Origin of the sequence: Bacillus sp. LBA3-1-1.1 (genome assembly GCF_040676495.1) — a bacterium.
Taxonomy (GTDB): domain Bacteria; phylum Bacillota; class Bacilli; order Bacillales; family Bacillaceae_G; genus Bacillus_A; species Bacillus_A nitratireducens.
The window spans coordinates 85,522-98,214 of the sequence record NZ_JBEGIB010000007.1; the positions used below are offsets into that span (position 1 = coordinate 85,522).

Genomic DNA, 12,693 nt, shown 5'->3' on the forward strand with positions numbered 1-12,693 from the left:
TTTTAATACTACTCTCAATAAGCGTAAACCTCTATTCTATTTACTTACTCATCACTGTACTTCTTCTTTGCTTATATAAATAAGCACCATTCGCAACACCAAAAACAATCCCGCCAAAATACACGCCATACTCTATCGCGATCGCTACAATACTTTCAATATGTTGTCCAAATAAAGAACCGAGCACAAAATAAACAAGTGTCCAAACAAATCCTGTTGTATAGGAATACAAGGCATACATCTTAAATGACATGTTATTCATTCCAACTAAATACGGTACAATATGTCTTACAATTGGTATGAAGTAACTTGTGACTAACGCATAATGGCCATACTTCTCTACCATTTGTTGAGATTTCAAAAGATATTTCGCCTTTTTCTTTTTCATTAGCTTATCAAGTACTTTTGTACCAAATATTTTCCCTAATATATAACCTAATGATAGCCCAGATACGACACCTAAATATGTTAATAAAAACGCTGGAATGACACTTAATATCCCTAGTGAAGATACAAAACCACCACTCATTACAATCATTTCATCTGGAATTGGCATACCGATAATACCTAACCATAAGCAGAAAAACAATGCCCAATAACCGTACTGCTCAATATAAGATAATAATTCGTGCAATTCCATTATGCATACGCTCTCCTTAGCTCTTTTTTACAGCTAAAGACGTAAGCTGGCGGGAAATTGAGCCACACTTTTTCGAGTGTAATTTCAGGAAAGAAATGCTGTATAAATCCTTTTTTCACAAGTGAATATTGAAATGTAATAAATTCACCGTTCTCATGTATCGCCTCCATTACATTGTTTAAAATGCGCTTTGAAACTTCTTCTGGTAAAGAAGTAAAAGGCAATCCTGATAAGACATAATCGATGTAGTCTATATTTAACTCTTTCATATACTTCTTTATATTTTCCGCTGAACCGTGTATAACAATGACGTTCTGCTCATTTTTAAACTTTCTCGTTAACTCTTTGCAAAACACTTCATTAATTTCAATAAGAAGAAATATTGTCTCCTTCTTCTTTCTCTTCATAATTTCTTTCGTAAAAACACCTGTACCAGGCCCTAACTCTACGATACATTTCGCTCTATTAAAATCAATTATATTTACCATTTTCTTTGCTAATATTTTTGAACTTGGCGCAACTGCACCAGTATGTTTCGGATGTTTAATAAATTCATGTAAGAATGTTATGAGCTGCACATAAACCTCTCCCCATTCGTTCAATAGTTTTTAACTTGTTTCTAAGTATAACTATCGTTTCTTAATAAAAATTGAGGAGATTTCTTAAGATTTTATGAAGAATTAAAAAACAGCCACCGCCTATAGCGATAGCTGCTCATTTATTACTTCGCGCTCACAATCTTATAATAAGAGCGAACTGTTAAGAAGTAATATCCAATATAAATGACGCCATATACTCCGATACTAATTAGAAGCGGAATCATAATTTCAAATGGTAATAAGTTTGCTAAGCCTTTTAGTGCAAATAAGCTATGCAGAATTCCGATTACTAACGGAATCGCAAAGATAAAGCTTACTTGTTTTGCAATAGCTTTTTTCATTTCTTGTTTCGTTACACCAACTTTACGAAGTACAACGTAACGCTCACGATCTGCATTTGCTTCAGTTAATTGCTTAAAGTAAATAATGGAGCCTGTTGCTAGTAAGAATACAAGTCCTAAAAACATTCCGATGAACATCATTAGTCCCGTTCCTTCAAGCCCCATTTGGAAACCAGTATAGAAATCTCTAAATGATGGTACCATTTCTGATTCACCAGCTGGCATCACTTTTGCTAATTTTTCTGTTAATACTTTACTATTTCTTTCATCTTTTACATCAATATTTTTTACAGTACGTGTTCCAAATGCTTGCTTCGCTTGTTCATACATTTCATCTGAAACGACAATCACTAATTCACCTAAGTTCGTAAGTGCTGTATTATTTGCACCTTGAATCGTTAATGTCTTCGTTTCATTGCCAATTTGGAATACTGCTTTACTTCCTTTATATTGAGAACTAAACTCATACCCTTCAATATAAGAACTGTCATATATAAATGCTTCACCAGTAGCTATATTCACTGTTTCTGCATCGATTTTTTTAGCAAGTTTATTAAATTCGGACTGAGACATAAACTGGTATGTCTCTGAAATCGTGTAGTTTAGATTAAGAATGAAGTCCACTTTATCCCCTTCAAACTTCCCTTTTACAGGAACCGTCTCAATTTCAAATTGATCTTTAACAGGGTGATTCGCCTTCTCTTCAGCAAGGATCGCATTTACTTTCTTATCTAGCTCTTCATCTTTTTTCTCATAAGAATAACTGTAAGGCGCAGCTACTTTTGATTGTGTAAATGTATTGTAATACATCGTAACTGACGTACCAACCGCTGTTAATGTTACTGCACTTAAAATAGAAATTGTCGCCAGTGACTTTGCATTTCCTTTAATACGATATAGTAACTGTGACGTCGTTACCATATTCATACCGTTATAAAACGATGATTTATTATTTCTTGCACGTTTTAATACGAATACTGTAAAGAACATAAATAGTAAGTACGTACCTACTACTGTCGCCAGTAAAATGTAAAGTGCGACTACCATAAAGTCGGCATACTTAAGTGCTTTCACATACATTAATGCTAAGAAATAACCTGAACCGATTAAGAAAACTGAAATTAATGCCATAATTACTGATCCTTTTGGCATTGCTTCTCCTTCACGTTCAGCGCGGAAAAGTTCAATTAGCTTGAATCGATAAATTAAACGATATCCTTGAAGTGATGTATACAATATAATCACAAAGAAAATAATTGCTGTATCAACAATTGCAGCCATCGGTACTTCAAAATGTACATTTAAGTTTAATCCCATCATGCTTACTAATAATTCAAGGAATAGTTTCGAAAGGACGCTACCAATCGCAATCCCTATAATTAAAGACATTAATCCCATTAACATATTTTCATAAAAGAGCATTTTACCGATTTGTCTTTTACGAATACCAAGTAACGAATATAGTCCAACTTCTTTTTTACGCTTTCGTGTAAAAAAGCCGTTCGAATATATAATGAACACCGCTACGAATATAATTAGCATGACACTTGAAACTTGAAACGCACCGCTAATTTTTTTAGAACCTTCCGCAGCTTTTTCCATTTGTGAATTGTACTGCAACGCCTTAAATGTAAAATAAATGACGATGCTAAAGATCATAGATGCAAAATATACAAAGTAGTCTTTAAAGTTCCGCTGTATGTTGCGGAGGGCAATGCTAGATAAGGTCATCAGCCATACCTCCAGAAATGGAAGACATTACGTCAACGACTTTTTGGAAGAACTGTTTACGCGTTAATTCACCGCGGTGTAATTCTTTATATAACTCACCATCTTTAATGAAAATAACTCGTTTACAATAACTCGCCGCAAATGCATCGTGCGTTACCATTAAAATTGTGGAGTTATCATATTCATTTAACGACTTCATACTTTCTAATAAATCTGTCGCTGATTTAGAATCAAGTGCTCCAGTCGGCTCGTCTCCGAAAATCATACTAGGACTTGTAACGATCGCACGCGATGCTGCGCAGCGCTGCTTCTGTCCGCCCGACACTTGATATGGGAACTGACTTAAAATATGATCAATGCCGAATTTCTTTGAGATTTCAAGAACGCGGCGATCAATCTCACTCGCTTTCACCTTTGATAACGCAAGAGGTAACGCAACATTCTCTTTCACCGTTAACGTATCTAATAAGTTATAATCTTGGAAAATGAAACCTAAATGATCACGGCGGAATAACGCCAGCTTATCATCGTTCATCTTCACGATATCTTTTCCATCAATTAAAATTTCACCGTTCGTCGCATTATCAATTGTAGAAAGAACATTTAAAAGAGTCGTCTTACCCGAACCAGAAGGTCCCATAATTCCAACGAACTCACCTTCTTTTACTTGTAAGTTAATACCTTTTAAAGCTGCAAATTTATTCCCACCTGTGTCATATACTTTTTCAATATTTTTTGCTTCTAACACTGTTTTCATCTCGACATCCCTCATTTCTTCTATTCTCTATTTTCAACTATATACACTCTCTACTCTTGCCACTATCGATGTTTCTTACACAAACATGACAGTTATGTAAGGCACATAAGCGGAGAAATCAAAATTTAATCTAATGAGCTAAAGTACTTTGTTACTATAACATTGGAATATCATGCCATCCATTCATTCTCCTTACAGGAACATTACAATTTTGTAAGGTTAAAAATGCCCCCTACAAAGTTGTGCATGAAATGTCGGATGTAGTTATTTCATTCCTGCTATTCTATGTACAGAGGAGGTCATATAATGGATTCACTTAAAAATATGAATGCGGCAATGCAGTATATTGAAGACAACCTTACACACGAAATTGATTTTAAAGAAGTGGCAAAAATAGCTTTCTGCTCCGAATATCATTTCAAAAGAATGTTTTCTTTTTTAGCTGGCATATCACTATCAGAATATATTCGCTGTAGACGTCTTACTCTTGCTGCCTTTGAACTAAAAGATAGCAATGCAAAAGTCATTGATGTCGCTATCAAATATGGATACAACTCACCAGATTCATTTACACGTGCATTTCAAAATTTGCACGGAATAACACCTTCCGAAGCTCGAAGGACTAGTCGTTCTTTGAAAGCTTATTCACCAATGACCTTCCAACTATCTATTCAAGGAGGAAATGAAATGAACTATCGAATTGAAGAAAAAGAGCCATTTCAAATCATTGGTATACAAAAAGGAGTACCGATTGTTTTTAATGGTGTAAACGAAGAAATTGCTTCTATGTGGAAAAGTTTAGATCCGGGGGCTATCCAAACATTAAAGTCCCTTTCAAATATTGAACCTACTGGAATTATTAGTGCCTCTACTAACTTTTCTGAAGGAAGAATGGAGGAAAAAGGAGAACTCGATCATTATATTGGGGTAGCCACAACAAAAACTTGTCCAAAGCAATTCAAACAACTTGAAGTCGCAGCTTCAACGTGGGCTATATTTGAAGCTATCGGTCCATTTCCTGATGCATTACAAAATGTGTGGGGACGTATTTATTCCGAATGGTTCCCTTCTTCGAACTATGAACTAGCGGAAGGACCGGAAATATTGTGGAATGAACAGAAAGATATATCGTCGCCGAATTTCAGAAGCGAGATATGGGTACCTGTTTTAAAAAAGTAATATAAAGGTCTAAAATTTTTCAAAATAAAGAAGCTGCTCTTCCTCTTTAAAGGAAAAGCAGCTTTTTATTTTATACTTCTTCTCGACTCGTTCTTATACAAGAAAATAGTAATAATCGCAAGCACTATAACAACTACAAAAGTAAATACTCTGTAGTTCGAGATCGTAGCAGTACCGATTAACAAGGCAGGTATAACAGCCGTAATTAAGCCACCAAACATACCGACAAACGATCCTACACTTTGTTTTACTATTTGAGTTTCTGATACCCAATCATAATAACCAAATCGATTATTAATAAAAATCCCCCATACTGCCGAAAAGAATGAATATGCTATCGGTGTTATTACGATTAAAAGGGAACTCCAAACATCTAGTTTTAATCTTATTATCAATAATACGGCACTAATAATTGATGCAGGTATACTTAATGAAAGATTCACAAGAATTTTACTGTCATAGATCATCTTTGGCGCTATAGGCAACGACTTAATAATCCATACATTTTTTCCTTCTAATGACAATGACACACATGTTGTACACGTCATCGAAATCGCTGCTGCAATAGCAAATGGCGCAACCTTTTGCAACAGGGTCTCAATTCCAGGGTACGCTATTAATTGACTTGGTCCTACTACAACTATAGCTAGCGAGAAAGCTATAGCCATCACGACTCCCATTCCACTATTTATGACATACACTGTAGAAGAAAAGAAACGTTTCAGCTCTTTTTTATACAATGCGACCAATACACTTTCTTTTCTCATACTATGAATCTCATAATTTGAAAGCATATGATAAGTGGAAATCCCTGTGTTTATTTGCTTATATTTTAACGAAAGTATTTTTACAAAAAGATAATACCAAATAACTGATATCCCAACGAATAGGATGAAAGCTACAATATCAGCATTAACAATTGCTTTTTGAAACATGTTAGCTAATGGGTAAACTTTAGTTAATTGCTCTGAAACAATTGCACCCATTCCATTCATATCATTAAGGCTATATTGAGCATTTCCGCTTTTTAGCATAAAGAAACCGAATGTAATAATTACTATAAAACTTAAAGTCGTAGTTATTTTATTCGTATTTTTAAATTTAGAAGCGATTGCCGTAATAGCAGCTCCAAAGATCGCTGCTATTGTTGTTGGAATTAAAGATGCTATAAACATACTGATAAACCACATAAAGTAAAAAGAAACTGATGGCCTCTCATGTATGCCATAAACAACTCCCATTGGTAGCATGATTATGATTGAAAAGAGTGTATTCAGCATATATAAATACAAAAACCTACTTGTAATAACAGTACTTACACGAATCGGTAATGACATTAAAAGATCGTAATCCTTAAAAGCAAAAATCTCTCCATTTGCCTTAAATATAGTGAAAAACAACGTCAATACACTGCTAATAACTAGTGCATAAACTGGGATAATTTCACTTATTCCTAGTTTCACCAACCCATATGCTGAGGCACCACAATATAGCATTAACATGACACCCACCAAGGCAATAGATGCTGTCAGTAAAATCTTATTCTGCTTCTTTTTCTTATCTTTTTCGTATTTAAAAGTATTTAAGCCAAGCTGTGTTATCAAGCGGATTTTTAAAAGATCTAGACTACTAATATTCATTAGCAAGCTCCTTCATAAAGAGCTCTTCCAATGAGCCTTCCTTTATTAAAGAATTCACTTCCCCTGAAAGTGCTAATTTCCCTCTATTAATCATCGCTATTTTATTACATAACTTCTCCGCCACATCTAAAACATGCGTAGAAAAGAAAATCGCACTTCCCTTTTCACAAAGCTCCTTCATAATACCTTTCAACACTACAGCAGCCTTTGGATCAAGACCGACGAAGGGTTCATCTAAAACTAATAATTTCGGTTTATGCAAAACCGCTGATATAATCGCCACTTTTTGTTTCATACCATGTGAATAAGAAGATATTAAATCACCTAGGTACGGTGTAATCTCAAAAGCATCTCCATACTTTTGTATCTCCTTTTCCCGATCTTTTGCAGACACTTTAAACACATCCGCAACAAAGTTTAAATATTGAATTCCTGTTAATTGCTCATATAAATCTGGATTATCGGGAATATACGCCATTACTCTCTTACATGCAATCGGATCCTTTTTTACTGAATATCCATCAACAAAAATTTCACCCTCCTCAAAATCTATAACTCCAACTAACGACTTAATTGTTGTACTTTTCCCCGCACCGTTATGCCCAATAAATCCAAAGATATCTCCTGCTTGAACAGTAATATTTAAATGATCTACTGCTTTCTTGCCACCTTTGTATGTCTTACTAAAATTTATAATCTCTAACATGTGATTTCCCCCAAACTATCTTTTTAACTGAATTTTCAGACCTAAAAGCGAAAAATTTACTCAGCGAGCTTTTTCGTTATCCCCACTGAGTATTAAAATCTCTTAACACATAGAAACTATAAATATAAAATTTGACTAGTACAGTTCAATCCCTTATTGCTCACAATCGCATTTCTTTTTTATATAAAACGTAAGAATATAAATTTGTTATGAGGACAGCAACTACTATAATCCCTAGCATCATATAAGATCTCCAATCAGCTGGAGCGAAAACACTTATAATCATAATGAGTCCTAAAGCTACAAATACTTTTCCACTAAATCGATGTGTTTTCCGCCATACTTCTTCATTACTTAACGTCCAAGGATTACGCATCCCAACGAAAAAGTTAGGCTTACACTGCGGTAAATAATTACCCATCACTAAAAATAAAACACCAACTAATAATTCTGGAACTCGATTAATGAATAAATTATATCCTAGTCCACTTGTAATAATATCTATATTTCCTACAAATAGTAGCAGGAGTATCCCGTTATTCATCATCATAAAAGCTTTAGAAAATTTCTCGTAATTTGCTTTCCTTGGATCAATCTTTGGTATCACATTTAGAAATACATATAACGCAATCATAATTCCAACCATAGAAATCATTCCGTAAAGTTTAGAAGAATAGCCATCTACCTTCCCACCACTCCAATGTGTCGCGATTGTATCCGGCAAATGTGGCCAAGCAAACGCCCATGCGATACAAGTTATAAGAATTAATATAATTGCAAAAAGATGTTTCTTCATTTCCCCTCTTCCCCCTTATTCGTAAACGTAAACACCCAGGTCAATAAATCTTGAAATACAGTTGTGTTCAACGAATACACAACGAATTGCCCTTTTTTTTCATCTTGAATAAGTTCAGCATTTTTAAGTGCATTTAAGTGGTGTGAAATACTTGGCTTTGTCATATTGAACTGTTCAGCAATCTCACCAGCAGTTAGATCACCTTCTTTTAATAAGTCTAAAATTTTTCGCCTTGTTGGGTCTGCTAATGCTTTAAATGCTTGATTCAATGTCTTTCTTCCCTTCACTAATTAGACATTTAGATATTTATCTAAATATTAAATTAAAAACCAATAATTGTCAATTATACCCATAGCCCTTTTTACTTTTCACACTTTTGACCTATACTGTTTATTAGCTTCCATTTCAACATAATGAAAAGACTTGAAACACATGATACACTATAGCTACAATTGTTTTTTTAGGAGGAATATACATATGTATAAAATTTTAATCGTTGAAGACGATCCAAATATTTCATCATTACTACAATCTCACATTCAAAAATATGGCTATGAAGCTGTTGTTGCAGAGAACTTCGATGATATTATGGAATCGTTTAACGCTGTGAAACCACATCTTGTTTTACTTGATGTAAACTTACCGAAATTCGATGGTTTCTACTGGTGCCGTCAAATTCGCCATGAATCTACTTGCCCAATTATTTTCATTTCAGCGCGTGCTGGTGAGATGGAACAAATTATGGCGATTGAAAGCGGTGCGGATGATTATATTACAAAACCGTTCCACTATGACGTTGTAATGGCGAAAATTAAAGGTCAATTACGTCGTATTTACGGTGATTATGCACCAAATATTTCTGAACGTATCGTTGAAGTAGAAGGTTTAAAACTATTCCCAGAACGCCCAGAAATTCATTTCGGCGCTGAGCAAGTTCTTTTAACAAAGAAAGAGGCGATTTTAGCAGAAATGTTATTATCTAAATTCCCTCGTACAGCGAGCCGTGAAGATTTATTAGCTGCTCTATGGGATGATGAGAGCTTCGTTGAAGAAAATACATTAAACGTAAACATTACGCGTCTTCGTAAAAAGTTCAATGAGCTTGGTATTGAAAATGCTATTGAAACAGTACGTGGACTTGGGTATCGTTTTAACGCAACTTGGAGTGAATAAGCATGAAGCTATTTTTACGTGATCATTTTGCATTTTTCCTACTATATGTATTAAACTTCGGAATCATTTTCGTTCTTTATGATGCAGTAGACGGATTTCAAAATAATAAGTTTTACTTCATCGTTTTAAGCTTATACTTATTCATCTGTTTCCTCGCTTATCGTTACGTTCGTAACCGTAGAATGTACCATAGATTAAGTGAACCACCAGAGAAAATGGAAGATGCGTTTATTGAAAGAGCGACTGCTCCTATGCCCCACAGTGTAAACGAGCTCGTTCGTACGCAATATCGCCTATTCCAAAAAGACTTACAAACATTCGAAGTAAAACAGCAAGAACACCAATTATTTATTAACCATTGGGTACATCAAATGAAAACGCCTGTTTCTGTTATGCAGCTTATGGTGCTTGAAATGGAAGATGAACATTTAATCCCGAAATTCAAAAAAGAGCTAGAGCGATTAAATCAAGGGCTCGATATGGCTTTATACATGGCAAGATTAAATAACTTCCATGAGGACTTCCATGTTGAGACGATTTCATTAAAAGATACTGTAACAAAAAATATTAACGGATTAAAAGAACTATTCATTCGAAATGGAGTCTTCCCAGTTTTAGAAGTTCATTCAGATTTAAAAGTTGCTTCTGATGCGAAATGGCTAAAGTTCATCATTTATCAGTTAATGACAAATGCCGTTCGCTATTCTGGTGAACGCGGAAAGAAAGTTTTCTTATCAGCTTACCGAAATGGAAAAGATATTATTTTGGAAGTTCGTGACGAAGGTGTCGGTATTCCGCAAGAAGATGTTCGAAGAGTGTTTGAACCATTTTACACTGGAAAAAATGGTCGTACATTCGGGGAATCTACTGGTATGGGACTTTATATTGTAAGTAAAATTTGTGATTATTTAGGTCATTCCGTGAAACTAGACTCTGAAGTTGGTAAAGGAACGACGATTAAAATCATCTTCCACAACGCTGCAAATAATCAAGCAGAGAATACGGAGAAGGTGACTGAAGCATGATCGTAACATATGCTAGCAAAATGTATGAGATCTCACTCTCATACATTTTTTGCAATAAAACTACATATCGGCCTGCTAACGGGAGGCATATATTATGACATTTTGGCAGTTTGCATTTAAAAATGTAACGCGCAACTCAAGAGCTTATTTTGCCTACTTTATAAGCAGCGCCTTTTCTATTGCTGTTTTCTTTTCTTTTGCTGTTTATTTATTTCATCCGAAATTACAAAACTCCAATATGATCTCTGAAGTTTCAGGGTTAATGATATTTTCAGAAGTTGTCATTGTCTTGTTCTCTTTTTTCTTTTTACTATATTCAATCGGATCGTTTTTAAAAGTACGTAAAAAACAATTCGGCGTTTTGACCGTTTTAGGAATATCAAGAAAACAATTACACCGTCTCGTTTTTATGGAAAATATGTTAATCGGTATTTTATCTATCTTTTTCGGCATGCAGTTTGGTTTTGTATTTTCACAGTTTTTCTTATTAGTTACAGCGAAAATCACACACCTACCAGGGATATATTTATATCCCCCTACGAATGCTTTCATTTTAACAACAATTGTTTTTCTTGGCCTTTTTATCGTTGTATCTACATTTACACCGATGCTCATTCGAACGAAAAAATCAGTACATCTCTTAAAAGCAAATGGTGGAAAACAAAAAGAACGAAAGCCATCCATACTCATTTCTCTATTTGGTGCTATATGTTTAATAGGTGGCTACGCTTTAGCGAGCAAACCAATATATTTCGTATCAATAAGCCCACAAATAGCAATGGTTTATATGCTTTCAAGTATTTTCGTCATTCCGGCACTCGTTTCAATCGGAACATATTTCTTCTTTTCGCAAATTAGTTTCTTGCTCATTCACCTGTTGAAAAAGAGACGGAATTTTTATATGAAGCGTATTAATATGCTCTGGATTTCTGATTTAGCTAGCCGCATTCGATCAAATATTAATATGCTTTTCGTTGTGGCAATGCTATCTACAATTGCTTTTACGATGATTACATTTTTATATGGGTTCGGGAAATTTATGAAACTTGATGTTGAACGAAATTCACCATTCGCATTTTCATATTTCTCATTTGATGAGAATCCATTTACTTCCCAGCACTTAAATTGGCTAGAAAAACAATTAGAAGATGGGCAATTCTCTTACGACAAAATTAAAGTAGATTTATACGCTACACCTGTAGAAGCGAAAAATAATACAGAAATTTATTATGACACATATGCCATAAAGCAAAGTGACTATAATAAGCTCGCTACGTCATTACAATTACAAAAGCTATTTATAAATGAGAATGAAACATATGTATTATCTGGAGCAGCATATGTCCCACTATTTACTTCACTCGATCCAAATTACAATAGAACACATATTACACTCGCTAATACAAATTATAAGCTACAAATAAAAGGGATCAAAATAGATAATACCCTCCCGTCTACTTTTGCTTATGAAACATTAGTATTATCTGATTCTGTCGTTAACAATTTGCCAACTAACACTAAACATGTGACAGTCTATAATTACAACGTAGAAAACTGGGAGAATACATATGCTATTGCTGATGAGTTTGTAAAACGAGCAGATAAAGACCGCGCGAGTATCAAGCACGAAGGATCTCTCGTTCGTATTTTTGAATCAGGCAACTCTTTATACAGAATCAAATCCGGAAGTGCTTCCTACTTCCTCATTGGTACATTCCTTGGGATCATTTTCTTTATTGGAGCTGGTAGTGTACTGTACTTCCGTATGTATACAGATTTAACAAACGAGCAAGAAAAATATGCAACGATTACGAAGATTGGCTTAACAGAATCAGAAATGAAGCGTTCAGCGACCATTCAACTTGGAATCTTATTTTTCGTTCCATACATTATGGCTTCTATTCATACGATGTTTGCGACAAAGATGTTGCAAGATATTATTAACTTATCATTGTTCGCTGAAATTACGGTTGTACTTGTGATTTTTGGAACGGTTGAGATTATCTTTTTCCTATTAATTCGTTCACTTTATATGCAAAAATTATCGCAACATATTAAGTTTTAAATAAGAAAAAGGTGAGCTTTATGAAAAGAGTATGCGGAAAA

At 34.5% G+C, this 12,693-nt stretch carries 12 protein-coding genes; 4 read left to right on the forward strand and 8 right to left on the reverse strand.

Annotated elements, in window-relative coordinates; all coding sequences use genetic code 11:
* Nucleotides 1–40 precede the first annotated feature (40 nt).
* The 4 genes from MRBLBA3_RS08150 to MRBLBA3_RS08165 form a co-directional block, all read right to left on the reverse strand.
* Nucleotides 41–640, reverse strand: a complete 600-nt coding sequence (locus MRBLBA3_RS08150) for a DedA family protein (protein WP_363380687.1) — start codon at nucleotides 638–640, stop codon at nucleotides 41–43.
* Entirely contained in the window at nucleotides 640–1,218 is a 579-nt protein-coding gene (locus tag MRBLBA3_RS08155; RefSeq protein WP_088009710.1) for a class I SAM-dependent methyltransferase, read from the reverse strand. Before MRBLBA3_RS08155 ends, MRBLBA3_RS08150 begins: the two co-directional genes overlap by 1 nt.
* Before the next feature lie 143 nt (nucleotides 1,219–1,361).
* Nucleotides 1,362–3,311 carry an ABC transporter permease gene (locus tag MRBLBA3_RS08160; protein WP_363380691.1) on the reverse strand — a complete coding sequence of 650 codons (1,950 nt, stop codon included), beginning with the start codon at nucleotides 3,309–3,311 and terminating at the stop codon, nucleotides 1,362–1,364.
* Nucleotides 3,298–4,068 (reverse strand): ABC transporter ATP-binding protein, encoded by a 771-nt coding sequence (locus tag MRBLBA3_RS08165; protein WP_363380694.1) that lies wholly within the window; start codon nucleotides 4,066–4,068, stop codon nucleotides 3,298–3,300. Before MRBLBA3_RS08165 ends, MRBLBA3_RS08160 begins: the two co-directional genes overlap by 14 nt.
* Before the next feature lie 306 nt (nucleotides 4,069–4,374).
* Here MRBLBA3_RS08165 and MRBLBA3_RS08170 point away from each other — a divergent pair, with 306 nt between their 5' ends.
* Nucleotides 4,375–5,247, forward strand: a complete 873-nt coding sequence (locus MRBLBA3_RS08170; protein ID WP_363380697.1) for an AraC family transcriptional regulator — start codon at nucleotides 4,375–4,377, stop codon at nucleotides 5,245–5,247.
* 65 nt (nucleotides 5,248–5,312) lie between these two features.
* Here the strand turns inward: MRBLBA3_RS08170 and MRBLBA3_RS08175 are convergent, their stop codons facing one another.
* The 4 genes from MRBLBA3_RS08175 to MRBLBA3_RS08190 all read right to left on the reverse strand — a co-directional run bounded on the left by MRBLBA3_RS08175 (nucleotide 5,313) and on the right by MRBLBA3_RS08190 (nucleotide 8,658).
* Nucleotides 5,313–6,887 carry a permease gene (locus MRBLBA3_RS08175; RefSeq protein WP_363380700.1) on the reverse strand — a complete coding sequence of 525 codons (1,575 nt, stop codon included), beginning with the start codon at nucleotides 6,885–6,887 and terminating at the stop codon, nucleotides 5,313–5,315.
* Nucleotides 6,877–7,593, reverse strand: a complete 717-nt coding sequence (locus tag MRBLBA3_RS08180) for an ABC transporter ATP-binding protein (protein ID WP_363380703.1) — start codon at nucleotides 7,591–7,593, stop codon at nucleotides 6,877–6,879. The genes MRBLBA3_RS08175 and MRBLBA3_RS08180 overlap by 11 nt, the downstream gene beginning before the upstream one ends.
* 160 nt (nucleotides 7,594–7,753) lie before the next feature.
* Nucleotides 7,754–8,389 (reverse strand): SdpI family protein, encoded by a 636-nt coding sequence (locus MRBLBA3_RS08185; protein ID WP_363380705.1) that lies wholly within the window; start codon nucleotides 8,387–8,389, stop codon nucleotides 7,754–7,756.
* On the reverse strand, nucleotides 8,386–8,658 hold the full coding sequence (locus MRBLBA3_RS08190) for an autorepressor SdpR family transcription factor (protein ID WP_001070536.1): 273 nt from the start codon (nucleotides 8,656–8,658) through the stop codon (nucleotides 8,386–8,388). The genes MRBLBA3_RS08185 and MRBLBA3_RS08190 overlap by 4 nt, the downstream gene beginning before the upstream one ends.
* A gap of 208 nt (nucleotides 8,659–8,866) precedes the next feature.
* Between MRBLBA3_RS08190 and MRBLBA3_RS08195 the strand changes: the two genes are divergently transcribed.
* From MRBLBA3_RS08195 to MRBLBA3_RS08205, 3 genes are all read left to right on the forward strand, one after another.
* Nucleotides 8,867–9,562: a response regulator transcription factor gene (locus MRBLBA3_RS08195; protein ID WP_000276736.1), complete on the forward strand. Its 696-nt coding sequence runs from the start codon at nucleotides 8,867–8,869 to the stop codon at nucleotides 9,560–9,562.
* Between the two features lie 2 nt (nucleotides 9,563–9,564).
* Nucleotides 9,565–10,587, forward strand: coding sequence for a sensor histidine kinase (locus MRBLBA3_RS08200; protein ID WP_098304231.1), 1,023 nt, complete (start codon nucleotides 9,565–9,567; stop codon nucleotides 10,585–10,587).
* A gap of 94 nt (nucleotides 10,588–10,681) precedes the next feature.
* Nucleotides 10,682–12,652 (forward strand): ABC transporter permease, encoded by a 1,971-nt coding sequence (locus MRBLBA3_RS08205; RefSeq protein ID WP_363380709.1) that lies wholly within the window; start codon nucleotides 10,682–10,684, stop codon nucleotides 12,650–12,652.
* Nucleotides 12,653–12,693 lie beyond the last annotated feature (41 nt).

Bases quoted from the DNA above. Each gene is read 5' to 3' on its own strand.
- MRBLBA3_RS08205 (WP_363380709.1), top strand. From the start codon at position 10,682: ATGACATTTTGGCAGTTTGCATTTAAAAATGTAACGCGCAACTCAAGA.
- MRBLBA3_RS08195 (WP_000276736.1), top strand. From the start codon at position 8,867: ATGTATAAAATTTTAATCGTTGAAGACGATCCAAATATTTCATCATTA.
- MRBLBA3_RS08185 (WP_363380705.1), bottom strand. From the start codon at position 8,389: ATGAAGAAACATCTTTTTGCAATTATATTAATTCTTATAACTTGTATC.
- MRBLBA3_RS08165 (WP_363380694.1), bottom strand. From the start codon at position 4,068: ATGAAAACAGTGTTAGAAGCAAAAAATATTGAAAAAGTATATGACACA.
- MRBLBA3_RS08160 (WP_363380691.1), bottom strand. From the start codon at position 3,311: ATGACCTTATCTAGCATTGCCCTCCGCAACATACAGCGGAACTTTAAA.
- MRBLBA3_RS08170 (WP_363380697.1), top strand. From the start codon at position 4,375: ATGGATTCACTTAAAAATATGAATGCGGCAATGCAGTATATTGAAGAC.
- MRBLBA3_RS08200 (WP_098304231.1), top strand. From the start codon at position 9,565: ATGAAGCTATTTTTACGTGATCATTTTGCATTTTTCCTACTATATGTA.
- MRBLBA3_RS08180 (WP_363380703.1), bottom strand. From the start codon at position 7,593: ATGTTAGAGATTATAAATTTTAGTAAGACATACAAAGGTGGCAAGAAA.
- MRBLBA3_RS08175 (WP_363380700.1), bottom strand. From the start codon at position 6,887: ATGAATATTAGTAGTCTAGATCTTTTAAAAATCCGCTTGATAACACAG.
- MRBLBA3_RS08150 (WP_363380687.1), bottom strand. From the start codon at position 640: ATGGAATTGCACGAATTATTATCTTATATTGAGCAGTACGGTTATTGG.